A 21,517-nucleotide genomic window follows, 5' to 3' on the forward strand; every position below is an offset into this window, starting at 1 on the left:
GCCCTCCTCGGGACGCATCAGTGGGAACTGACTGGTACGTGCAAATTATTTGGGATGCCCCGGAATAGGAACACGGAGGCACCCCGGCTCGTTGTCACGACGTGAGCACGACACCACCTGTTCTCGCCGCAGAGCTGGCAGGGGCGTGGGCCGACATTCAGCGGCACCACCCCGAGCTGCCGGATCTTGCCGCGCCCGAATCCCTGATCGGCGAGTCGTCGTCCGCCTGTGGACGCGAGCTCTCCTTCGAGCGACTCCTCCACGAGGCAGTCCACGGCATCGCAGCCACGCGCGGAATCCGCGACACCTCGCGCGCCGGCCGCTACCACAACCGCAGATTCCTGGCCATCGCCGAGGAGTTGGGCCTCGACCACCCCGAGGAACCCCACCCCAGCAGCGGCTTCTCGCTGGTCACGCTCAACCCGGAGGCGAAGCAGCGCTACCGGCAGACGATCGAGCGGATCCAGCGCGCCCTGAAAGCGCACACCGTGGCGACCGCCGCGGACACCAAGCGAAGCTTCCGCGGCCCCGCCGCGCGGCACGGCTCCTCCGGGGGCGGCGTCCGCGTCAAGGCGGTCTGCGACTGCGGGCGCAACGTCCGTGTCGTGCCGTCGGTGCTCGCGCAGGCCCCGATCATGTGCGGCGGCTGCGGAAAGCCGTTCCGCATCCCGGAGATCGTCGGGGTCGCGGCGGGCTGAGTGTGGCGCTCCTGGTGGGGCTCGGTGGAGCGGCCGAGGAGGATTCGGCTGCTCCGGAGACCTGTGGCACAATGGCTAGCTGTACTCGACAGTCGCATAGGACCCCTCTCTCCTCCGGCTGACGCGTCCATCGGGCACTCGGGTACCGCAACCCCACGCGGCAATCTCGCCGTGCCCACCCACGTCAAGACCAGGAGACACCACTTCCGTGGCAGTCAAGATCAAGCTGAAGCGTCTGGGCAAGATCCGCGCGCCTCACTACCGCATCATCGTCGCCGACTCCCGTACCCGCCGTGACGGCCGGGCCATCGAGGAGATCGGCCTGTACCACCCGGTGCAGAACCCGTCGCGCATCGAGGTCGACTCGGAGCGCGCGCAGTACTGGCTGGGTGTCGGCGCGCAGCCGACCGAGCCGGTCATGGCCATCCTGAAGCTCACCGGTGACTGGCAGAAGCACAAGGGTCTGCCGGCCCCCGCGCCGCTCAAGGTCGCCGAGCCGAAGTCCGCCCGCCCCTCCTTCGAGGCGCTGGCCACCGAGGACGAGCCCAAGGGTGAGGCCATCACTCAGAAGAAGAAGGCTGAGAAGAAGGACGAGGCCGAGGCCCCGTCCGAGTCGACCGAGGCCTGAGCATGCTCGAGGAGGCTCTTGAGCACCTCGTGAAGGGCATCGTCGACAACCCCGACGACGTGCAGGTCGCCTCGCGCAACCTGCGCCGGGGGCGCGTCCTCGAGGTCCGGGTCCACCCCGACGACCTCGGCAAGGTGATCGGCCGCAACGGCCGCACCGCGCGCGCTCTGCGTACTGTCGTGGGTGCCATCGGCGGCCGTGGTGTCCGCGTCGACCTCGTCGACGTCGACCAGGTTCGCTGAGAAAAGTTGAACACCGGCTCGGGCCGGGGAGGGCTTACGAGCCGTCCCCGGCCCGATTCGTTTGATCCGCCTCCGGCGGACTGACAGGAGAGTTTCCGACGTGCAGTTGGTAGTCGGGCGCATCGGTCGCGCCCACGGCATCAAGGGCGAGGTCACCATCGAGGTGCGCACCGACGAGCCCGAGCTGCGGCTCGGCCCCGGCGCGCGACTCGCCACCGACCCGGCCTCCACGGGGCCGCTCACCATCGAGACCGGCCGGGTGCACAGCGGCCGGCTGCTGCTGCGCTTCGAGGGCGTACGGGACCGCACCGGGGCCGAGGCGCTGCGCAACACCCTGCTGATCGCCGAGGTGGACCCCGAGGAACTGCCCGAGGACGAGGACGAGTTCTACGACCACCAGCTCATGGACCTCGACGTCGTCACGGTCGACGGCACCGAGGTCGGCCGGATCACGGAGATCTCGCACCTGCCCTCGCAGGACCTGTTCATCGTGGAGCGGCCCGACGGCAGCGAGGTCATGATCCCGTTCGTCGAGGAGATCGTCACCGAGATCGACCTCGAGGAGCAGAAGGCCGTCATCGACCCGCCGCCCGGCCTGATCGACGACCGCGCCGAGATCGTGTCCTCGCGCGAAGAGGGGGACGAGTCCGCATGAGGCTCGACGTCGTCACGATCTTCCCCGAGTACCTGGAGCCGCTGAACGTCTCCCTCGTCGGCAAGGCACGCGCGCGTGGTCAGCTCGACGTCCATGCGCACGACTTGCGGCAGTGGACCCACGACCGGCACAACACCGTCGACGACACCCCCTACGGCGGCGGCCCCGGCATGGTCATGAAGACCGAGCCGTGGGGGGACTGCCTCGACGACGTGCTCGCCGAAGGGTACGAGAGCGGCGCCCAGGGGCCCGTTCTGGTCGTCCCCACGCCCTCCGGGCGCCCCTTCTCCCAGGAGCTCGCCGTGGAGCTCTCCGAGCGCCCCTGGCTGGTCTTCACGCCCGCGCGCTACGAGGGCATCGACCGCCGTGTCATCGACGAGTACGCGACCCGGATGCCGGTGTACGAGGTCTCCATCGGCGACTACGTCCTCGCGGGCGGAGAGGCCGCCGTGCTCGTGATCACGGAGGCCGTGGCGCGGCTGCTGCCCGGCGTCCTCGGCAACGCCGCATCGCACGAGGACGACTCCTTCGCGCCCGGAGCCATGGCCAACCTCCTGGAGGGGCCCGTCTACACCAAGCCTCCCGAGTGGCGCGGCCGGGACATCCCCGACGTGCTGCTCAGCGGCCATCACAGCAAGATCGCGCGGTGGCGCCGCGACGAGGCGCTGCGCCGCACCACGCGCAACCGGCCCGATCTGATCGAGCGCACCGACCCCAAGGCCTTCGACAAGAAGGACCGCGAAATGCTCTCGATCCTGGGCTGGGGGCCGCGTCCCGACGGACGATTTGGGCCGACGCCCGAGATCGTGGAAGAATAGGCCGCTGCTGTACGTCCAGTCTGCGCCCCTGCCACAGGGGGAACGACGCAAGACCCGACGCGAACAGCTACCGAAACTCATCGCATACCTCCCGCCGATGACCTGTGGCATCGGCGAAGAAAGCAGACGATCATGGCTCACCTTCTCGACTCCGTCGACTCCGCGTCGCTGCGCGACGACGTCCCGGCCTTCCGCCCCGGCGACACCGTCAACGTCCACGTCCGCGTCATCGAGGGCAACCGCTCCCGTGTGCAGCAGTTCAAGGGCGTAGTCATCCGCCGCCAGGGCGCCGGCGTCCGCGAGACCTTCACGGTCCGCAAGGTCTCCTTCTCCGTCGGCGTCGAGCGCACCTTCCCGGTGCACACCCCGATCGTCGAGAAGATCGAGCTCGTCACCAAGGGTGACGTCCGCCGCGCCAAGCTGTACTACCTCCGTGACCTGCGCGGCAAGGCCGCGAAGATCAAGGAGAAGCGCGAGAGCTGAGCCGCTCGGCGCCCCGAGGGGGCGCCGGCGCATCTCGCCTGCGGCGTCCACAGGGCGGCCGGATAGCATCTGGCCTCGATGGACACCGAAGCACAGCATGAGGAGCGCGACCGCTCCTCCGAGCCCCATGAGAACACCTCACAGGGCGAGGAGGACCGGTCGCGCTCCTCTTTGCTTCTCCAGGTGCTCGACTGGCTGCCGGGCGGCCGCATCACTCTGGCCCTGCTGCTGTGCCTGGCCTGCCTGCTGGCCGTCAGCGTCTTTGTGATGCAGCCCTTCCAGATCCCCAGCGGCTCCATGGAGAGCACATTGAGGGTCGGGGACCGCGTTCTCGTAAATAAGTTGGCGTACCGTTTCGGTGCCGAGCCGACCCGCGGCGACGTGGTGGTCTTCGACGGCAGCGGGTACTTCGGGGAGGGCGACTACATCAAGCGCGTCGTGGGCACGGGGGGAGACCGGGTGGTCTGCTGCGACACCAAGGGGAGGATCGAGGTGAACGGGAAGTCCGTGGACGAGCGCTCCGTGCTGCACGCCGCGGACGCGCCTTCGGAGGTGCCGTTCAACATCGTGGTTCCCGAAGGCACCCTCTTTCTGCTCGGTGACCATCGCAGCGACTCCCGTGACTCCCGCGACTACTTGGGCGCACCTGGCGGCGGGTTCGTCCCCGTGGACCAGGTGATCGGCAAGGCCGAGTGGATCGCGTGGCCGACCGGACACTGGCACTCCCTGTCCCGTACGGACGTCTACGCGCGCGTGCCGGCACCCGGCGGCGCCCATGGGTAGGCGGGGCAAGACACGCAGCCACGGCGGCGACGAGCGGCTGCCCACCGGCAGCCGGCCCACCAGCGGCCCCGAGCACCAGGGGAGGGCCGAGCGGCGCAAGCTCGCCCGCAAGGTGAAGCGCCGCCGAAGGCGCTCCGTGCTCAAGGAGATACCCCTCCTCATAGGCGTGGCCCTGGCCATCGCCCTCGTCCTGAAGACGTTCCTTGTGCAGGCCTTCGTCATCCCGTCGGGCTCCATGGAACAGACGATCAGGATCGGCGACCGGGTCCTGGTCGACAAGCTCACTCCCTGGTTCGGCGCGCAGGTGCAGCGCGGCGACGTCGTCGTCTTCAACGACCCGGGGAAGTGGCTCGAGCAGGAGGCCGGTCAGAAGAAGGAATCCCCGGTCGGCGTGAAGCAGGTCAAGGAAGGCCTGACCTGGATCGGGCTGCTGCCGTCCGACAATGAACGCGACCTCATCAAGAGGGTCGTGGGCGTCGGGGGCGACACCGTGAAGTGCTGCGACAAGCAGGGCCGCGTCACGGTCAACGGGACACCGCTCGAAGAGCGTGCGTACATCCATCCCGGCAACGCCCCCTCGAAGTTCGACTTCTCGGTGAAGGTTCCCAAGGGGCGCCTGTTCGTGATGGGCGACCATCGCGCCAACTCCGCGGATTCCCGCTATCACCTCACCGAGGCCTTCAACGGGACCGTGTCCGAGGAGTCCGTGGTGGGGCGGGCCCGGTTCATCGGGTGGCCGATCGGTCACTGGGCCTCGTTGTCACAGCCGCCGACCTTCGCCGCCGTGGCCGACGCGCAAGGAGACGGGTCGTCAGCGGCCTCAGAAACGTCGCATAGGGTGGCCTCCACGTACGGCGCCGGACCGGGCTCGAAAGCCTCGGATTCGGACGGATTTATCCCCCTCCCGACCCCTGCGGAACTCCCGCTCGTTATGGGAGTGGTGGGCCTGCATCGGATACGGGTCAGGCAGCGGCACGGAGTGAGGAGTGGATGTGGGGGACTTGGCGGTCGGCGCACGGTCAGGGCATGGTCCCGAAGAGGAGCCCGGGCGATCCGACGACGCGGCGGGTCCGGGTCCCGAGGGCCGGGCGCCCGAGACGGGTGACGGCTCGACCATGAGCGAGGCGCAGTCGAGCGGCGGGTCGAAGGGCGGATCCAAGAAGCCGCGCTCCTTCTGGAAGGAGCTCCCGCTCCTCATCGGTATCGCGCTCGTCCTTGCGCTCGTGATCAAGACGTTCCTGGTCCAGGCGTTCTCGATCCCTTCGGCGTCGATGGAGAACACGCTGAAGATCGGCGACCGGGTCCTGGTCGACAAGCTCACCCCGTGGTTCGGTTCGGAGCCGGAGCGCGGCGAGGTCATCGTCTTCCACGACCCGGCGAGCTGGCTGGAGGGCGAGCCGACGCCGGAGCCGAACGCGGTGCAGACGGTGCTCAGTTGGGTCGGTCTGATGCCGTCGGCCAACGAGAAGGACCTCATCAAGCGCGTCGTCGGCGTCGGTGGCGACACCGTCGAGTGCAACGGCACGGGCCCGCTCAAGATCAACGGCAAGGCGCTGAACGAGCCCTACGTCTACCCGGGCAACACCCCGTGCAGCGACGACAACGCCGGTGGAACGTTCAAGGTGAAGGTTCCCAAGGGCAAAGTTTGGGTCATGGGTGACCACCGCCAGGACTCCATGGACTCGCGCTACCACCAGAACGACAAGAACAGCGGCTTCGTCCCCGTGGACAACGTCGTGGGCCGCGCCATCGTCGTAGCCTGGCCGCCCACGCACTGGTCGACGCTGCCGGTTCCGGACACCTTCGACCAGTCGGGCATCAACGCCGTGGCGAACGTGGCTCCGGGCGCGCTCGGCCTCGCGGGCGCGGCACCGCTGGTGCTGTGGCGCAGGCGCAAGATCAATCAGCGCGTTACCGAGGGGAACACCAGGGTTTCTGCGGCTGGTGGCGCCCGGTAGGGTGCCGTCCCAGATCGCCGATCTTCCGTGGTCCGCACCGTTCCGGGGCTGGTTCGACGAGATCGACTTCTCCGAACCGCGGGAGCAACTGGGATGAGCAGGACGCGTCGTACGAATGAGGGTCACGGCAAGGTCGGCAGCGCGCTGTCCGGCATAGCCGTGGCCCTCGGCTGTGTGTTGTTCCTGGGTGGGTTCGTCTGGGGCGCCATTCTGTACCAGCCGTACACCGTGCCCACCGACTCCATGGACCCGACGATCAAGGCGGGTGACCGGGTGCTCGCGGAGCGGATCGACGGCAGCGAGGTCAAGCGCGGCGACGTCGTCGTCTTCCAGGAGGCGTCCTGGGGAAACGTTCCGATGGTCAAGCGCGTGGCCGCCGTCGGCGGTGACAAGATCGCCTGCTGCACGGACAACAAGCTGACCGTGAACGGCAAGCAGATCGACGAGCCGTACCTCCCGAAGGGCGAGAGCGCCTCGCTCACGGGCATCAAGACCACGACCGTCCCGCAGGGTCGGCTCTTCCTGCTCGGTGACCACCGCGCCGACTCCCTGGACTCCAGCGCGCACATCGGCGACAGCGAGAACGGCTCGGTGGAGCGCGGCGCCGTGCAGGGCCGCGTGGACGCTCTGGCGTGGCCCATGGCGTCGATGCAGAAGCCCACCGGGTTCGAGGCGCTGCCGGGTGGCATCTCGCAGCCGGGGCCGGTGAAGACGGTGCTGGCGGCCATCGTGGCGGGCGCGGTGCTGGTGCTCGGCGGAGCGGCGTACGGGCCGATCGCGAAGCGCTCGCGGCGCTCGCGCGGCGTGTCCCCGGAACCGGCCCGTGTCTGAACCCGGCCGTGAACTGCGGAAGGTCGCCCGCGTCGTGCTGCTCGACCCGGAGGAGCGGATCCTGCTCCTGCACGGGCACGAGCCGGGCGACACGGCGGACGACTGGTGGTTCACGCCGGGCGGCGGCCTGGAGGGCGACGAGACGCGTGAAGAGGCCGCCCTGCGGGAACTGGCAGAGGAGACCGGCATCACCGACGTCGAACTGGGGCCTGTGCTGTGGCAGCGGATCTGCTCCTTCCCCTTCGACGGTCGGCGCTGGGATCAGGACGAGTGGTACTTCCTGGCCCGTACGAAGACGGCTTCGGCGGAGCTTGGAGAGCTCAAGGGGACGGGCCTGACCGACCTGGAACGCCGCAGTGTCGCGGGAGCACGCTGGTGGACGTGCCGGGAACTGGTCGAGGCGCATGAGACGGTGTATCCGACCAGACTCGCCGGGCTGCTGAAGCGGCTGCTCGACGAAGGTCCCCCGAGCCGGCCCGAGATCCTCGACACGGAAATCGTCTAGAGGCGCACGAGGCTGGCGCACAATAGGGGGACGCACGGCTGAAGGGGAACATGCCATGAGCGCCGAGGACCTCGAGAAGTACGAGACCGAGATGGAGCTGAAGCTCTACCGGGAGTACCGCGACGTCGTCGGTCTGTTCAAATACGTGATCGAGACCGAACGGCGCTTCTACCTCACCAATGACTACGAGATGCAGGTGCACTCGGTCCAGGGCGAGGTGTTTTTCGAAGTGTCGATGGCGGATGCCTGGGTCTGGGACATGTACAGGCCTGCTCGATTCGTGAAGCAGGTCCGGGTGCTTACGTTCAAGGACGTGAACATCGAGGAGCTGAACAAGACTGATCTGGAGCTTCCCGGCAGCTGATCCGGCCTGTGGGGTGCGCGGCGGTGGCGGGGGACCGGTGCTGGGCGGCGGGTGACGGAGTTTTCCACAACCCGTAGGTAGTTCACCAAGATCCACTTCTTTGCTGCCCGGGCGTCAGCGTGGGTGCCGGAGGTGGTGCCGACGTGAACGCACGGGGAGCACTGGGGAAGTACGGCGAGGATCTGGCCGCGAGGCGGCTGACCGAGGCCGGGATGACGGTGCTCGCGCGCAACTGGCGCGCGGGCAGGTCCGGCGAGATCGACATCGTGGCGCGGGACGGCGACGCGATCGTCGTGTGCGAGGTCAAGACCCGCAGCGGACAGAGCGGCGAGGCCGGGGCCTTCGAGCACCCGATGGCCGCGATCACACCGGTCAAGGCGGCGCGGCTGCGCGATCTCGCCGAGCGCTGGGTGCAGGAGCACGGGGGAGCGCCGCCCGGCGGCGTCCGCATCGATCTCATCGGCGTGCTGCTGCCTGAGCGCGGAGCGCCCTGCGTCGAGCATGCGCGAGGGGTGTCCTGATGGGCTTCGCGCGTACGTGTTCCGTGGCCCTCGTGGGAGTCGAGGGCGTCGTCGTCGAGGTGCAGGCGGACCTGGAGCCGGGCATCGCCGCGTTCACGCTCGTGGGGCTGCCGGACAAGAGCCTCACGGAGAGCCGCGACCGGGTCAGGGCTGCGGTGGTCAATTCCGGGGGCGACTGGCCGCAGAAGAAGCTCACGGTGGGGCTGAGCCCGGCGTCCGTGCCCAAAGGCGGTTCGGGCTTCGACTTGGCCGTCGCCTGTGCCGTGCTCGGCGCCGCCGAGCGGATCGACCCCAAGGCCCTCGCCGACATCGTGATGATCGGGGAGCTGGGCCTGGACGGGCGGGTGCGGCCGGTGCGGGGCGTGCTCCCGGCCGTGCTCGCGGCGGCCGACGCCGGTTACGAGCAGGTGGTGGTCCCCGAGTGCACGGCGGGCGAGGCGGCTCTCGTGCCGGGCGTATCGGTCCTCGGCGTGCGCAGCCTGCGTCAGCTCATCGCCGTGCTCACGGACGAGCCGGTGCCGCAGGAGGAGGCGGACGAGCCGGGGCGGCCCGATCCACTGCTCGCCGGCCTGAGCATGCCCGGCAGCGGTGTCGGCACGGGTCTCGGCGGCTCCGCGCACGACGGGCAGGGAATCGATCTCTCGGAGGTCGTCGGGCAGCTGTCCGCCCGCACGGCGATCGAGGTCGCGGCGGCGGGCGGACACCACGTGATGCTGTCGGGGCCGCCGGGTGCGGGCAAGACGATGCTGGCCGAGCGGCTGCCCGCCATCCTGCCGCCCCTCACCCGTGAGGAGGCCCTGGAGGTCACGGCGATCCACTCGGTCGCGGGAATGCTGCCGCCGGGCAAGTCGATGATCGACACCGCGCCGTACTGCGCCCCGCACCACTCGGCGACCATGCAGTCCCTCGTCGGGGGCGGGCCGGGGATGGCCAGGCCCGGCGCGGTGTCGCTGTCGCACCGGGGCGTCCTGTTTCTCGACGAGGCCCCCGAGTTCAGCGGCAAGGCGCTCGATGCCCTGCGCCAGCCGCTCGAGGCGGGGCATGTGGTGATCGCGCGCAGCGCCGGGGTGGTACGGCTGCCCGCGCGGTTCCTGATGGCTCTTGCCGCGAACCCCTGCCCCTGTGGGCAGTACCGGGCGCTGGGCGGCGAGTGCGACTGCCCGCCGGCCACGGTCCGCCGCTACCAGGCCAGGCTCTCGGGGCCGCTGCTCGACCGGGTCGACCTCCGCGTGGAGGTGGACGCCGTCACGCGCAACGAGTTGGCGGGGTACGGGCCGCGGGGCGAGAGCACCAAGGTCGTCGCGGACCGGGTGCGGGAGTCCAGGGAGCGGGCGGCGGCCCGGTTCGCGGACACCCCGTGGCGGACCAACAGCGAGGTGCCGGGCCACGCCCTGCGCACCCGCTGGCCCGCCGCTCCCGGCGCCCTCGACGAGGCGGAGCTCGACCTGGAGCGCGGCTTCCTCACCGCGCGCGGTCTCGACCGGGTGCTGCGGGTGGCCTGGACCGTGGCCGACCTCGCCGGCCGTGACCGCCCGTTCGCCCAGGACGTGGCACTCGCGCTGCAACTACGAACCGGGATCTCGCGCGGGGTGCCGATGACGATCGGGGCGGGGTCGTGACGGGGGGCGGGGCTGCGGTGTCCGTGTCGCCGGCGCGGGCCCGGGCCCCGCATGGGGCGGCGGTGTTGAGGGAGGGCGGGGCGTGATGGGTGTGGAAGGGGGCGACGAAGTGCGGCTTGCGCGGGTGCGGCTCACGCGGATCGTGGAGCCGGGCTGGGAGGTCGCCGGGCAGTGGCTGCGGGAGTTCGGGGCCGTGGAGACGGTGCGGCGCATCGAGGCGGGTGAGACGGGTGAGCCCTTGCCCCGGGTGCGGTCCGGGCGCTGGGCGGGGCTGGTCGCACGGGCCGGGGACGCGCCGCCCGCCGAGCGGGATCTGGCGCGGGCGGCGGCGGCCGGGGCGCGGTTCGTGTGTCCGGGGGACGCCGAGTGGCCGGGGCAGTTGGACGACCTGGGGGACGGGCGGCCGATCGGGCTCTGGGTGCGGGGCGGGCCGAGCCTGCGGATGTGGGCGCTGCGCTCGGTGGCCGTGGTGGGCGCGCGGGCCTGCACGGACTACGGGGTGCGGATGGGCGCGAGCCTCGGGGCCGGGCTCGCCGAGCGGGGCTGGGTCGTGGTCTCGGGCGGGGCCTACGGGGTCGACGCCGCCGCGCATCGTGGGGCGCTCGGGGCGACCGGGGCGACGGTGGCCGTGCTCGCCTGCGGCATCGACCGGATCTATCCGCGGGGGCACGCCCAGTTGATCGACCGGGTCGCGGAACAGGGACTCGTGATCGGGGAGTTGCCGCCCGGGGATCATCCGACGCCCAGCCGGTTCATCCTCCGGAACCGGGTGATCGCCGCGCTCACCAGAGGCACCGTCGTGGTGGAGGCGGCCTATCGCAGCGGAGCGCTGGGCACGGTCCGTTGGGCGCAGCGCCTCGGGCGGCACGCGATGGGCGTCCCGGGGCCCGTGACCAGCAGCGTCTCCGCGGGAGTGCATGAACTGCTGCGGAAGGAAGCGGTGCTGGTGACCGATGCGGCGGAAGTCGTGGAGCTGGTCGGGGAGATGGGCGAGCTCGCGCCGGAGAGGCGTGGGCCGGTGCTGCCCCGCGATCTGCTGCCACCCGGTGCGGCGCGGGTGCTCGCCGCGCTCCCTGCGCGCGGGGTGTGCAGCGTCGCCGAGGCCGGCCGCGGGGCGGGGACGAGTCGGGACGAGACGATCGGGAGGTTGTACGAACTGCGCTCTTTGGGGTTCGTCGAACGACACGGCGAGGGCTGGCAGTTGACACGCCAGGCGATCGAATCTGTCTTTCCCGGAGGGGAGCTGTTCTGACGCGCTGCGTTGCGCCGTCCGGATGACCCCCCGATGACCTTGGCAATTCCGGCAGTTGGCGCTCCATCGTGATCGGCCGGGGCGACGGAACCGTCCACGCGAGTCGACGAAGGGAACGTATCTGCGCAACGACGATCTCCCACCCTTCGCACACTGCGACGCTCCAGTCACGCTACGCTCACCAGGATCCGGGTTCGTCCCCTCCATCCGGAATTCAGGTGGGTAGCTCGGTACCAGTCATCACCAGACGGGCAACACGGCATCTTCACAGGCAGAGCGATCACAGCGACCAGTACGTCAAGCACCCTCGGTTTCCCGGGTACGCAGCAGCAGAACGGCACAAGGCGGCGCATGCCACAACACACCTCAGGGTCCGACCGGGCGGCGGTACCCCCCGCCGCGCGCGGCTCCAGCGTGCGGCCTCCGGCTCCCTCCTCCCTCGAGGAGCTGTGGAGGTCGTACAAGGCGACGGGCGACGAGCGGCTGCGGGAGCAGCTGATCCTGCACTACTCGCCGCTGGTGAAATATGTGGCGGGCCGGGTCAGCGTGGGGCTGCCGCCCAATGTGGAGCAGGCGGACTTCGTCTCGTCCGGGGTCTTCGGGCTCATCGACGCGATCGAGAAGTTCGACATCGAGCGCGAGATCAAGTTCGAGACGTACGCGATCACCCGGATCCGCGGCGCGATGATCGACGAACTGCGCGCGCTCGACTGGATTCCCCGGTCCGTGCGGCAGAAGGCGCGCAACGTGGAGCGCGCCTACGCCACCCTCGAGGCCCAGCTGCGGCGCACTCCTTCGGAGAGCGAGGTGGCCGCGGAGATGGGGGTCGCGCTCGAGGAACTGCACGCGGTTTTCAGTCAGTTGTCGCTGGCGAACGTGGTGGCGCTCGAGGAGCTGCTGCACGTCGGCAGTGAGGGCGGCAGCGACCGGCTCAGCGTCCTGGACACGCTCGAGGACCACGCCGCGGACAATCCGGTGGAGGTCGCCGAGGACCGGGAGCTGCGGCGCCTCCTGGCGCGGGCGATCAATACGCTGCCGGAGCGCGAGAAGACCGTCGTCACGCTCTACTACTACGAGGGTCTGACGCTGGCCGAGATCGGCAATGTGCTCGGGGTCACGGAGAGCCGGGTCAGTCAGATCCATACGAAGTCCGTGCTGCAGCTGCGGGCGAAGCTGGCGAGTTTCGGGCGCTGAGGGGCCGCGATCCGGCGGTGCGGCGAATCGTGCCTGCCGCGTGCCTGCCTCCGGTCGGGGCTCCTTGAAGCGGCCGACTCCCGTCGCGGGCCGCATCTTCGTAAAGTGGAGACGTGCCTAGGATTCGAGCGGCCTCCGTGGCCGAGCACCGGTCGATGCAGCGCGGCGCCCTTCTGGACGCTGCGCGTTCCCTGCTGTCCGAGGGCGGGACGGACGCGCTGACGTTTCCCGCGCTCGCGGAACGGACGGGGCTTGCGCGCTCGTCCGTCTATGAATACTTCAAGTCGCGCGCGGCCGTGGTCGAGGAGCTGTGCGAGGTCGACTTTCCGGTGTGGGCCGCGGAGGTCGAGGCCGGGATGGCGCGGGCCGAGGCGCCCGAGGGCAAGGTCGAGGCGTATGTGCGGGAGCAGTTGGCGCTGGTGGGGGACCGGCGGCACCGGGCGGTCGTCGCCATCTCCGCGAGTGAGCTGGACGCCGGGGCGCGGGAGAAGATCCGGGCCGCGCACGGCGGTCTCGTCGCGATGATCGTCGAGGCGCTCGAGCAGATGGGGCATGCGCAGCCCCGGCTCGCCGCGATGCTGGTCCAGGGTGTGGTGGACGCGGCCGTGCGCAGGATCGAGCTGGGGGCCGCGGAGGAGCCCGGCGTGATCGTGGACGCGGCCGTGGGGATGGCGCTGCGGGGCGTCCGCGGCTGAGCGGTCGGCTCGGCCGACGAGTGCCCCTGGCTACCCGCCCGGCTCAGCCGACGAGTGCCCCTGGCTACCCGCCCGGCTCAGCCGACGAGTGCCCCTGGCTACCCGCCCGGCTCAGCCGAAGAGCGCGCCCGGCTACCTGCCCGGCCTCAGCCGAGGAGCGCGCCCGGCCACTCCCACCCCCACACCGGCAGCAGCCTCGAACGTCCCCCGCGCATCAGCGACGGGTCCAGGAGTGTCAGCGGATTCAGGTATGTGTCGCCCCGAAGCAGGCCCCAGTGCAGGCACGACGGGGCGGCGAGTGGGCAGTGGCCCGTGGGGAGTTGGAGGGTGCCCACCACCTCGCCGGCGGTGACCTCCTCGCCCTTGCGGACCGTCGGTGTCACCGGTTCGTACGTCGTGCGGAGAGGCGGGTCGCCGGTGTCCGGGAGCTCCAGGGACACCACGCCTCTGCCCGCGATCCCGCCCGCGAAGAAGACCCGTCCGTCGGTCACCGCGCGTACGGGGGCATCGATGGGGGCCGCCAGGTCGACCCCGCGGTGGCCGGGGCCGTAGGGCGTCGCCGGAGGCGCCCAGGCGCGGACCACCGCGGGCCGCTCGCCCACCGGCCACAGGCGGGCGTCCCCCGCTCGTGCCGAGGACGGGAAGGCCAGCAGCACGAACAGCGCGACCGTCACCGTGAGTAGTTTTCGCATGGCGCTCAGGTTCCACCGAGGAGCGGATCCGAAGGGATCATGGCCGGGAAACGTGGACTACCGAACGGTTGTGGACAGCGGCGTCACCCGGTACCTCGCGGGTCCCGTACACTTCATGTGGCGATCCGGCCCACCGGATCGACTTCGCACGCCCCGACACCGGGCCTCACAGGCTTCGTGTCAGTGGCCTATCGGTCCCGTACGACCGCCTCGCAAGAGCGCGAGCGTACGCGGCAGGCACACGCAGTGGGCGTCAGGAAACAACCGAGAAAACACAAGGAGTACGGCCATGGCCGTCGTCACGATGCGGGAGCTGCTGGAAAGCGGCGTCCACTTCGGTCACCAGACCCGTCGTTGGAACCCGAAGATGAAGCGCTTCATCTTCACGGAGCGCAACGGCATCTACATCATCGACCTTCTCCAGTCGCTGTCGTACATCGACCGCGCCTACGAGTTCGTCAAGGAGACCGTCGCCCACGGCGGCACGGTCATGTTCGTCGGTACGAAGAAGCAGGCGCAGGAAGCGATCGCCGAGCAGGCGACCCGCGTCGGCATGCCCTACGTGAACCAGCGCTGGCTGGGCGGCATGCTCACCAACTTCTCGACCGTCTACAAGCGTCTGCAGCGCCTCAAGGAGCTCGAGCAGATCGACTTCGAGGACGTCGCCGCGTCCGGTCTCACCAAGAAGGAGCTTCTCGTGCTGTCGCGCGAGAAGGCCAAGCTGGAGAAGACCCTCGGTGGTATCCGCGAGATGTCCAAGGTGCCCAGCGCCGTCTGGATCGTGGACACCAAGAAGGAGCACATCGCTGTCGGCGAGGCCCGGAAGCTCAACATTCCGGTCGTCGCGATCCTCGACACGAACTGTGACCCCGACGAGGTCGACTACAAGATCCCGGGCAACGACGACGCGATCCGCTCCGTCACCCTGCTCACCCGCGTGATCGCCGACGCCGTCGCCGAGGGCCTCATCGCCCGCTCCGGCGTGGCCACGGGCGACCAGAAGCCGGGCGAGAAGGCCGCCGGCGAGCCCCTCGCCGAGTGGGAGCGCGACCTGCTCGAGGGCGAGAAGAAGGCCGACGACAAGGCCGACGACAAGGCCGAGGCGAAGACCGAGGAGAAGGCCGAGGAGGCTCCGGCCGCCGAGGCTGCCGCCCCCGCCGAGGCCCCGGTCGAGGCTGCCCCGGTCGAGGCTGCCCCCGCCGAGGCTCCGGCCGCGGACGCCGAGCAGGCCTGACCCGTACGGGATCGGTTTCATGAGGTGACGGCGGGGGTCGACTACGACCCCCGCCTTCACCCGTGACCGTCACCTTCGTTCTCACACTGCTTCAGACTTCGTAGAGAGAAAACCAGGATCATGGCGAACTACACCGCCGCTGACGTCAAGAAGCTCCGCGAGCTCACGGGCGCCGGCATGATGGACTGCAAGAAGGCGCTCGACGAGGCCGACGGCAGCGTCGACAAGGCCGTCGAGGCCCTGCGCATCAAGGGCCAGAAGGGCGTCGCCAAGCGCGAGGGCCGTTCCGCCGAGAACGGCGCGGTCGTCTCCCTCATCGCCGACGACAACACCTCCGGTGTCATCGTCGAGCTGAAGTGCGAGACGGACTTCGTCGCCAAGAACCCGAAGTTCCAGGCCGTCGCCGACCAGCTGGTCGCCCACGTCGCCAAGACGTCCCCGGCCGACCTCGAGGCGCTGCTCGCCTCCGAGATCGAGGCCGGCAAGACCGTCCAGGCCTTCGTCGACGAGGCCAACGCCAACCTCGGCGAGAAGATCGTCCTGGACCGCTTCGCGCAGTTCTCGGGCGCGTACGTCTCTGCCTACATGCACCGCACCATGCCCGACCTGCCCCCGCAGATCGGTGTTCTGGTCGAGCTGGACAAGGCCGACGCCGAGCTGGCCAAGGGCATCGCGCAGCACATCGCCGCCTTCGCGCCGAAGTACCTCACCCGTGAGGACGTTCCGGCCGAGATCGTCGAGTCCGAGCGTCGCGTCGCCGAGGAGACCACGCGCGCCGAGGGCAAGCCGGAGGCCGCGCTCCCGAAGATCGTCGAGGGTCGCGTCAACGGCTTCTTCAAGGAGGCCACGCTGCTCGGTCAGCCGTACGCCCTCGACAACAAGAAGTCCGTCGAGAAGGTCCTCCAGGAGGCCCGTGTCACCCTGAAGCGCTTCTCGCGCATCAAGGTCGGCATCTGAGTCCGTACCGCGCCAGACGCGAGACCCCGCTAGGGTCGACAGCAGTCGTTCGGGAACGTGCCGGACGACCGCAGTTGTGACGAGGAGGCCATTGCCGCGCATGGGATGCGAACCACCCCACCGGCAATGGCCTTCTTCGTATGTGTGCCAAGCAAAAGAGGCGAGAATCCCATGACCACCACCCAGGCCGACAACGGTGACAAGAGCGACGAAGGCAAAGGCGCGGGGCGCTTTCTGCTGAAGCTTTCCGGCGAGGCGTTCGCCGGGGGCGGGGGTCTGGGCGTCGACCCCGACGTGGTGCACGCCATTGCCCGTGAGATCGCGGCAGTCGTACGCGACGGCTGGCAGCTCGCCGTCGTCATCGGCGGCGGCAACTTCTTCCGCGGCGCCGAGCTGCAGCAGCGCGGCATGGACCGTGCCCGCAGCGACTACATGGGCATGCTCGGCACGGTCATGAACTGCCTGGCCCTCCAGGACTTCCTGGAGAAGGAGGGCATCGACTGCCGCGTGCAGACCGCCATCACGATGGGTCAGGTCGCCGAGCCGTACATCCCGCTGCGCGCCGTGCGTCACCTGGAGAAGGGCCGCGTCGTCATCTTCGGCGCCGGTATGGGCATGCCGTACTTCTCCACCGACACGACCGCCGCGCAGCGCGCCCTGGAGATCGACGCCCAGGCGCTGCTCATGGGCAAGAACGGTGTCGACGGCGTCTACGACTCGGACCCGAAGACCAACCCCGAGGCCGTGAAGTTCGACGGACTCAGCTATGGCGAGGTCATCACCCGCGACCTGAAGGTCGCCGACATGACCGCGATCACCCTGTGCCGCGACAACAAGCTGCCGATCCTCGTCTTCGAGCTCATCACGTCGGGCAATATCGCCCGTGCGGTCAAGGGTGAGAAGATCGGGACCCTTGTGGGCGAGCAGGGCACCCGCGCCTGACACCCTCCCGTCTCCCTGGGAACCCCGTGTCTTCGAAGGTTTCCTGAGGGATGGACAATGTCCTGCCGGTCGGACACCGTGCAGGAAAGACACGCGACGCAGCCGACCGCGCCCCCGTGCCCGGCCGGGCCTCACTCAAGACACGCAGGAGCAAGTGGTGATCGAAGAGACCCTCCTCGAGGCCGAGGAGAAGATGGAGAAGGCCGTCGTCGTCGCCAAGGAGGACTTCGCCGCGATCCGCACAGGCCGTGCGCACCCGGCGATGTTCAACAAGATCGTGGCCGACTATTACGGCGCGCTGACGCCGATCAACCAGCTGGCCTCGTTCTCGGTGCCCGAGCCGCGGATGGCCGTGGTGACCCCGTTCGACAAGAGCGCGCTGCGCAACATCGAGCAGGCGATCCGCGACTCCGACCTCGGCGTCAACCCGAGCAACGACGGCAGCATCATTCGTGTGACGTTCCCCGAGCTGACCGAGGAGCGCCGCAAGGAGTACATCAAGGTCGCCAAGGCCAAGGCCGAGGACGCCAAGGTCTCCATCCGCTCCGTGCGCCGCAAGGCCAAGGACACGATCGACAAGGCGATCAAGGACGGCGACATCGGCGAGGACGAGGGCCGTCGCGGCGAGAAGGAACTGGACGACACCACCACGAAGTACGTGGCCCAGGTCGACGAGCTGCTCAAGCACAAGGAAGCCGAGCTGCTCGAAGTCTGAGCGAGCGCGGAAGATCGAGGTTCGAGGAATCCGTGAACGACTCTTCCTGGGGTGCGCCGACCGGGCCCGGACATCGGGGCCCGACCGACGGCCAAGGGTCCGCCCCTGGTCAGGGGCCCGCGTACGGGCAGGTGCCGGCGTACGGCCAAGGGCCGTCGTACAACCAAGGACCGTCGTACGACCACGGGCGCGCTCCGGCGGGTCCCGCGTACGAACGGCACGCGGTCGATGAGACTCGGCCCATGCCCATCGTGCCCGATATGCCTGATACGCCTTCTGGTGACGGAAGGGGCGACGACCAGGACGACCGGGGGGCCGCTCGGCTGAGTGGTCCCTTGTTCCGCGACGAGGCGCCGGGCCGGCCGGAGTCGGCCGGGCGGCACTCGGGGCCCGCGGAGCCCGACCGGTCCGCGGAGCCTTCGGGGTCCTCGCAGCCCGAACCGCCCAAGAAGAAGAGCGCGGGCCGGGACCTCGGGGCCGCCATAGGCGTCGGTGTCGGGCTCGGCGCGGTGATCGTCGCTTCGCTCTTCATCGTCAAGGCCGTGTTCGTCGGCGTGATAGCGGTCGCCGTCGTCGTCGGCCTGTGGGAGCTGACCTCGCGGCTCGAGGAGCGCAAGGGCATCAAGGCGCCGCTCGTGCCGCTCGCCGTCGGCGGCGCGGCCATGGTGGTGGCCGGGTATGTACGGGGCGCCGAGGGCGCCTGGGTGGCGATGGCGCTGACCGCGCTCGCCGTCCTCGTATGGCGCATGACGGAGCCTCCCGAGGGCTACCTCAAGGACGTCACGGCGGGGGTCTTCGCGGCCTTCTACGTGCCGTTCCTCGCGACCTTCGTGGCGATGATGCTCGCCGCGGACGGCGGGGAGTGGCGGGTCCTCACGTTCCTGATCCTGACCGTCGTCAGCGACACCGGGGCGTACGCGGTCGGCTGGCGCTTCGGCAAGCACAAGCTCGCGCCGCGGATCAGCCCCGGCAAGACCCGCGAGGGCCTGGTCGGCGCCGTGTCGTTCGCCATGGTGGGGGGCGTGCTGTGCATGCAGTTCCTGGTGGACGGCGGCACGTGGTGGCAGGGCCTCGTCATCGGCGCCTGCGTCGCGGCCAGCGCCACCCTCGGCGACCTCGGCGAGTCCATGATCAAGCGGGACCTCGGGATCAAGGACATGGGGACGCTGCTGCCGGGCCACGGCGGAATCATGGACCGGCTCGACTCCCTGCTGCCGACGGCCCCGGTCGTCTGGCTGCTCCTGGTGCTGTTCGTCGGTTCCTGAAGAACACCCACGCGAGATCCCCGTGAGAGCCCCCGTCCGTAACCGGACGGGGGCTCTCCGTATGTGCCAGGACGGGACTTGTGAAGACCTGTTCGCGAAGGTGGGCGGGTTCGTCGAGGGGGGCTTGCGGGTGCTCTTTACGCTCAAGTAACAACATGCCTCATGAACATTTTCGGTCGCAGCTTCTCATCCCGGCGCGCAGAGGGATCCGCTGCTCCGGGGGCCGCCGGCACCGGCACCGCAGTACTGCCCGACCCGGCCGGTCACGACCCTTCCATGGCGGCGCTCACCGGCACCTGGATGGTCGACCCCGCGCACAGCAGGATCGGGTTCTCCGTCCGGCACGCCATGGTGACGACCGTGCGCGGCGCCTTCGCGGAGTACCAGAGCCGCCTCTACTTCGACGGTGACGACCCGTCCCGCTCCTCCGCCGAGCTCGTCCTCGCCACGGCGAGCGTCGACACCGGTGTCGAGCAGCGGGACGCCCACGTGGTGGGCCGTGACTTCCTGGACGCCTCCCGGTACCCGCGGATGACCTTCAAGAGCACCGCCGTGGAACTGGCGGGCGACGATGTCTACCGGATGCACGGCGACCTCACCATCAAGGACATCGCCCGCCCCGTCGTCCTCGAACTCACCTACATCGGCTTCGTCACGGACGCCTTCGGCGACGAACGCGTCGGCTTCGACGGCACCACCACCATCAACCGCACCGACTGGGGCCTGACGTACAACGCCCGCCTCGCCCAGGGCGGCAACATGGTCAGCGAAAAGGTCCGCCTCCAGTTCGACATCGCGGCCATCCGTACGCCGTCGGGGCGCTGAGGCGGGCGGAGTCACCGGAGGCCGAGGTGTTCGGCCCAGGCGCTCACATCGGCGGTGGTCGCGTTGCCGCCGCAGATCACCAGGCCGAGGCGGGCGTCCTCGCCGACGCGTTGCAGTACCTGGCGGGCGCCGGGCAGCAGGCACCCGGCGGCGGGCTCGGCCCAGACCTTCGCGTGGTCGGCCAGGTCGAGGGTGCCCTGGACCGCTTCGGCATCGGTCACCGTGAGGACGTCGGTGAGCAGGGCCGAAGCGTGCTCGTAGGTGAGCTGGGAGGCGCTGGGGGCACTGAGCGTCGAGACGATCGAGGACAACTCGACCGGGACCGGCCCTCCAGCCTCCAGGGCTGCCGACATGGCCCGGGCACCTTCGGTCTCCACGCCCCACGCGCGGATTCCAGGACGTCGTGCGCGCAGTGCGGTGGCGACGCCGGCGGCCAGCGCGCCGCCGCCGATGCTGACGAGTACGTCGGTGAGGTCCCCGGCATCCTGCGCGAACTCCAGGCCGACCGTGCCCTGGGCGGCGATGACGGTGGGGTCGTCGAAGGGGTGGACCAGGGTGAGTCCCGCGTCCCTGAGTTCATCGACGAGGGCGAACGCGCCGTCCATGGTGTCGGCGATGTGGACGCTTGCTCCGGCGGCCACCGCGACGTCTCTGGCGCCGGCCGGGGCGGAGCGCGGCATCACGACGGTCGCCTTCACATCCAGCATCCCCGCCATGACGGCCAGGGCGATGCCGTGGTTGCCTCCGCTGACCGTGACGACTCCGGCGGCACGCTCGGCCCTGGTGAGGGTGAGCAGCTTCGCGGTCGCGCCGCGGGCCTTGAACGAGCCGGTGCGCTGCAGCAGTTCCAGCTTCACGGTGGTCGGCACGCCCAGCAGTGCGGACAACCCGGGGCTCGGCACCGTCGGGGTCCGGACGACATGCCCTGCGATCCGCTCGGCTTCGGCTTCCACGTCCGCGACAGTGATCAACACATCCGTCTCCCGCATACGATTCACGCGCCACGGCCCTCGCGGCTGCACCGCATCACACTGCTGACCCCACGCGGCGGTGTCCAGGGGGAGCCGGGGCTCGCCAGGCCGTCCGTCCGCGGGCGCTCACCGAAGGCCCGGTCGACGCCGGGGGACCCGAAAAGGCCGGTGCGCGGGGTCGACGGAACCGGGTAATGTCCTTGTCATGTTCTTCCAGACGCCGATTTACGAGTGAGAGCGTGACGGGCCCCTGCCGACGTCCTTCGATGTCGCCGCCCGTCCCCCACCGATGAATCCGTAGATACTTCACATCACCGCCGGGAGAACCCGTGACCGACAGCAAGAACATCAACAACCCCATGGGCCAGGGCGGCGGCCAGCGCAAGAAGCAGTCCCGCGCCGAACGCCAGAACAACGGTCCGCACCGCAACCTCGACCGCCAGCGCGCGGCCGACCAGAAGGCTGAGCTTGTGCGCAAGATGCGCGAGAAGGCAGGCGCAGCCGAGGGCACCGGGCAGGCGGGCGACGACACCGCACAGAGCTGACGCACCACTGGCGTCCAGGGCGACGACCACAGGTCACCCCCATTTGTCTGCGACACTGGATGCGCTATGCCTAAGCCCGGAGAACTGACAGTGACCCGGCATCAAAAAGGCCCCTGACCTGCGCG

26 protein-coding genes are annotated in these 21,517 nt (G+C 69.7%); 24 read left to right on the forward strand and 2 right to left on the reverse strand.

Annotated elements, in window-relative coordinates; translation table 11 throughout:
• Positions 1-101: 101 nt before the first annotated feature.
• The 17 genes from OG746_RS12900 (at position 102) to OG746_RS12980 (ending at position 13,246) form a co-directional block, all read left to right on the forward strand.
• Complete coding sequence (locus tag OG746_RS12900; RefSeq protein WP_266714614.1) at positions 102-698, forward strand: hypothetical protein; 597 nt, start codon at positions 102-104, stop codon at positions 696-698.
• A gap of 208 nt (positions 699-906) precedes the next feature.
• Positions 907-1,326 carry a 30S ribosomal protein S16 gene (rpsP, locus tag OG746_RS12905; RefSeq protein ID WP_266714616.1) on the forward strand — a complete coding sequence of 140 codons (420 nt, stop codon included), beginning with the start codon at positions 907-909 and terminating at the stop codon, positions 1,324-1,326.
• A 2-nt stretch (positions 1,327-1,328) separates the two neighbouring features.
• On the forward strand, positions 1,329-1,568 hold the full coding sequence (locus OG746_RS12910) for an RNA-binding protein (RefSeq protein WP_014176063.1): 240 nt from the start codon (positions 1,329-1,331) through the stop codon (positions 1,566-1,568).
• A gap of 100 nt (positions 1,569-1,668) precedes the next feature.
• Positions 1,669-2,223, forward strand: a complete 555-nt coding sequence (rimM, locus tag OG746_RS12915; RefSeq protein WP_266714618.1) for a ribosome maturation factor RimM — start codon at positions 1,669-1,671, stop codon at positions 2,221-2,223.
• Complete coding sequence (gene trmD / locus OG746_RS12920) at positions 2,220-3,041, forward strand: tRNA (guanosine(37)-N1)-methyltransferase TrmD (protein WP_266714620.1); 822 nt, start codon at positions 2,220-2,222, stop codon at positions 3,039-3,041. The genes rimM and trmD overlap by 4 nt, the downstream gene beginning before the upstream one ends.
• Before the next feature lie 132 nt (positions 3,042-3,173).
• Positions 3,174-3,524, forward strand: a complete 351-nt coding sequence (gene rplS, locus OG746_RS12925; protein ID WP_266714622.1) for a 50S ribosomal protein L19 — start codon at positions 3,174-3,176, stop codon at positions 3,522-3,524.
• Positions 3,525-3,602: 78 nt separating this feature from the next.
• Positions 3,603-4,307, forward strand: a complete 705-nt coding sequence (gene lepB, locus OG746_RS12930; protein ID WP_266714624.1) for a signal peptidase I — start codon at positions 3,603-3,605, stop codon at positions 4,305-4,307.
• Positions 4,300-5,412, forward strand: a complete 1,113-nt coding sequence (gene lepB / locus OG746_RS12935; RefSeq protein WP_266714626.1) for a signal peptidase I — start codon at positions 4,300-4,302, stop codon at positions 5,410-5,412. Before lepB (OG746_RS12930) ends, lepB (OG746_RS12935) begins: the two co-directional genes overlap by 8 nt.
• 10 nt (positions 5,413-5,422) lie before the next feature.
• Positions 5,423-6,265 (forward strand): signal peptidase I, encoded by an 843-nt coding sequence (gene lepB / locus OG746_RS12940; RefSeq protein WP_524540404.1) that lies wholly within the window; start codon positions 5,423-5,425, stop codon positions 6,263-6,265.
• A gap of 93 nt (positions 6,266-6,358) precedes the next feature.
• The gene (gene lepB / locus OG746_RS12945; protein WP_266714630.1) at positions 6,359-7,096 is read left to right on the forward strand and encodes a signal peptidase I; all 738 of its coding nucleotides are present in this window, start codon (positions 6,359-6,361) and stop codon (positions 7,094-7,096) included.
• A complete protein-coding gene (locus OG746_RS12950; RefSeq protein WP_266714632.1) occupies positions 7,089-7,601 on the forward strand; it encodes an NUDIX hydrolase in 513 nt (170 codons plus the stop codon). Before lepB (OG746_RS12945) ends, OG746_RS12950 begins: the two co-directional genes overlap by 8 nt.
• A 55-nt stretch (positions 7,602-7,656) precedes the next feature.
• Complete coding sequence (locus OG746_RS12955) at positions 7,657-7,965, forward strand: DUF2469 domain-containing protein (RefSeq protein WP_008737534.1); 309 nt, start codon at positions 7,657-7,659, stop codon at positions 7,963-7,965.
• 143 nt (positions 7,966-8,108) lie between these two features.
• A complete protein-coding gene (locus tag OG746_RS12960; RefSeq protein ID WP_266714634.1) occupies positions 8,109-8,486 on the forward strand; it encodes a YraN family protein in 378 nt (125 codons plus the stop codon).
• The gene (locus OG746_RS12965; protein ID WP_266714636.1) at positions 8,486-10,105 is read left to right on the forward strand and encodes a YifB family Mg chelatase-like AAA ATPase; all 1,620 of its coding nucleotides are present in this window, start codon (positions 8,486-8,488) and stop codon (positions 10,103-10,105) included. The genes OG746_RS12960 and OG746_RS12965 overlap by 1 nt, the downstream gene beginning before the upstream one ends.
• 85 nt (positions 10,106-10,190) lie before the next feature.
• Entirely contained in the window at positions 10,191-11,357 is a 1,167-nt protein-coding gene (gene dprA, locus OG746_RS12970) for a DNA-processing protein DprA (RefSeq protein WP_266714638.1), read from the forward strand.
• A 351-nt stretch (positions 11,358-11,708) separates the two neighbouring features.
• Entirely contained in the window at positions 11,709-12,551 is an 843-nt protein-coding gene (gene whiG, locus OG746_RS12975; protein ID WP_266714640.1) for an RNA polymerase sigma factor WhiG, read from the forward strand.
• A 137-nt stretch (positions 12,552-12,688) separates the two neighbouring features.
• Entirely contained in the window at positions 12,689-13,246 is a 558-nt protein-coding gene (locus tag OG746_RS12980) for a TetR/AcrR family transcriptional regulator (RefSeq protein WP_266718911.1), read from the forward strand.
• A 146-nt stretch (positions 13,247-13,392) separates the two neighbouring features.
• On the opposite strand, the gene OG746_RS12985 is transcribed toward OG746_RS12980, so the two are convergent.
• A complete protein-coding gene (locus OG746_RS12985) occupies positions 13,393-13,938 on the reverse strand; it encodes a M23 family metallopeptidase (protein WP_266714642.1) in 546 nt (181 codons plus the stop codon).
• Between the two features lie 289 nt (positions 13,939-14,227).
• Between OG746_RS12985 and rpsB the strand changes: the two genes are divergently transcribed.
• The 6 genes from rpsB to OG746_RS13015 all read left to right on the forward strand — a co-directional run bounded on the left by rpsB (position 14,228) and on the right by OG746_RS13015 (position 19,876).
• Positions 14,228-15,172: a 30S ribosomal protein S2 gene (rpsB, locus tag OG746_RS12990; protein WP_266714644.1), complete on the forward strand. Its 945-nt coding sequence runs from the start codon at positions 14,228-14,230 to the stop codon at positions 15,170-15,172.
• Positions 15,173-15,292: 120 nt separating this feature from the next.
• Positions 15,293-16,129: a translation elongation factor Ts gene (gene tsf, locus OG746_RS12995; RefSeq protein ID WP_266714646.1), complete on the forward strand. Its 837-nt coding sequence runs from the start codon at positions 15,293-15,295 to the stop codon at positions 16,127-16,129.
• Positions 16,130-16,300: 171 nt separating this feature from the next.
• Positions 16,301-17,071, forward strand: coding sequence for a UMP kinase (gene pyrH / locus OG746_RS13000; RefSeq protein WP_266714648.1), 771 nt, complete (start codon positions 16,301-16,303; stop codon positions 17,069-17,071).
• Between the two features lie 157 nt (positions 17,072-17,228).
• Positions 17,229-17,786, forward strand: coding sequence for a ribosome recycling factor (frr, locus tag OG746_RS13005; RefSeq protein ID WP_266714650.1), 558 nt, complete (start codon positions 17,229-17,231; stop codon positions 17,784-17,786).
• 32 nt (positions 17,787-17,818) lie between these two features.
• On the forward strand, positions 17,819-19,051 hold the full coding sequence (locus OG746_RS13010; protein WP_266714652.1) for a phosphatidate cytidylyltransferase: 1,233 nt from the start codon (positions 17,819-17,821) through the stop codon (positions 19,049-19,051).
• A gap of 162 nt (positions 19,052-19,213) precedes the next feature.
• Positions 19,214-19,876: a YceI family protein gene (locus OG746_RS13015; protein ID WP_266714654.1), complete on the forward strand. Its 663-nt coding sequence runs from the start codon at positions 19,214-19,216 to the stop codon at positions 19,874-19,876.
• Positions 19,877-19,887: 11 nt separating this feature from the next.
• On the opposite strand, the gene OG746_RS13020 is transcribed toward OG746_RS13015, so the two are convergent.
• A complete protein-coding gene (locus OG746_RS13020; RefSeq protein WP_524540462.1) occupies positions 19,888-20,865 on the reverse strand; it encodes a pyridoxal-phosphate dependent enzyme in 978 nt (325 codons plus the stop codon).
• A gap of 311 nt (positions 20,866-21,176) precedes the next feature.
• Here OG746_RS13020 and OG746_RS13025 point away from each other — a divergent pair, with 311 nt between their 5' ends.
• Positions 21,177-21,392, forward strand: coding sequence for a DUF6243 family protein (locus OG746_RS13025; RefSeq protein ID WP_266714656.1), 216 nt, complete (start codon positions 21,177-21,179; stop codon positions 21,390-21,392).
• Positions 21,393-21,517 lie beyond the last annotated feature (125 nt).

Origin of the sequence: Streptomyces sp. NBC_01016, assembly GCF_026341035.1 — a bacterium.
Lineage (GTDB): Bacteria > Actinomycetota > Actinomycetes > Streptomycetales > Streptomycetaceae > Streptomyces.

Coding starts and splice junctions, on each gene's coding strand:
- dprA (WP_266714638.1), top strand. CDS start 10,191: ATGGGTGTGGAAGGGGGCGACGAAGTGCGGCTTGCGCGGGTGCGGCTC.
- OG746_RS13015 (WP_266714654.1), top strand. CDS start 19,214: ATGAACATTTTCGGTCGCAGCTTCTCATCCCGGCGCGCAGAGGGATCC.
- pyrH (WP_266714648.1), top strand. CDS start 16,301: ATGACCACCACCCAGGCCGACAACGGTGACAAGAGCGACGAAGGCAAA.
- trmD (WP_266714620.1), top strand. CDS start 2,220: ATGAGGCTCGACGTCGTCACGATCTTCCCCGAGTACCTGGAGCCGCTG.
- rpsB (WP_266714644.1), top strand. CDS start 14,228: ATGGCCGTCGTCACGATGCGGGAGCTGCTGGAAAGCGGCGTCCACTTC.
- tsf (WP_266714646.1), top strand. CDS start 15,293: ATGGCGAACTACACCGCCGCTGACGTCAAGAAGCTCCGCGAGCTCACG.
- OG746_RS12955 (WP_008737534.1), top strand. CDS start 7,657: ATGAGCGCCGAGGACCTCGAGAAGTACGAGACCGAGATGGAGCTGAAG.
- lepB (WP_266714624.1), top strand. CDS start 3,603: ATGGACACCGAAGCACAGCATGAGGAGCGCGACCGCTCCTCCGAGCCC.
- OG746_RS13020 (WP_524540462.1), bottom strand. CDS start 20,865: ATGCGGGAGACGGATGTGTTGATCACTGTCGCGGACGTGGAAGCCGAA.
- rplS (WP_266714622.1), top strand. CDS start 3,174: ATGGCTCACCTTCTCGACTCCGTCGACTCCGCGTCGCTGCGCGACGAC.
- OG746_RS12910 (WP_014176063.1), top strand. CDS start 1,329: ATGCTCGAGGAGGCTCTTGAGCACCTCGTGAAGGGCATCGTCGACAAC.
- OG746_RS12965 (WP_266714636.1), top strand. CDS start 8,486: ATGGGCTTCGCGCGTACGTGTTCCGTGGCCCTCGTGGGAGTCGAGGGC.
- lepB (WP_524540404.1), top strand. CDS start 5,423: ATGAGCGAGGCGCAGTCGAGCGGCGGGTCGAAGGGCGGATCCAAGAAG.
- lepB (WP_266714626.1), top strand. CDS start 4,300: ATGGGTAGGCGGGGCAAGACACGCAGCCACGGCGGCGACGAGCGGCTG.
- lepB (WP_266714630.1), top strand. CDS start 6,359: ATGAGCAGGACGCGTCGTACGAATGAGGGTCACGGCAAGGTCGGCAGC.
- OG746_RS12985 (WP_266714642.1), bottom strand. CDS start 13,938: ATGCGAAAACTACTCACGGTGACGGTCGCGCTGTTCGTGCTGCTGGCC.
- whiG (WP_266714640.1), top strand. CDS start 11,709: ATGCCACAACACACCTCAGGGTCCGACCGGGCGGCGGTACCCCCCGCC.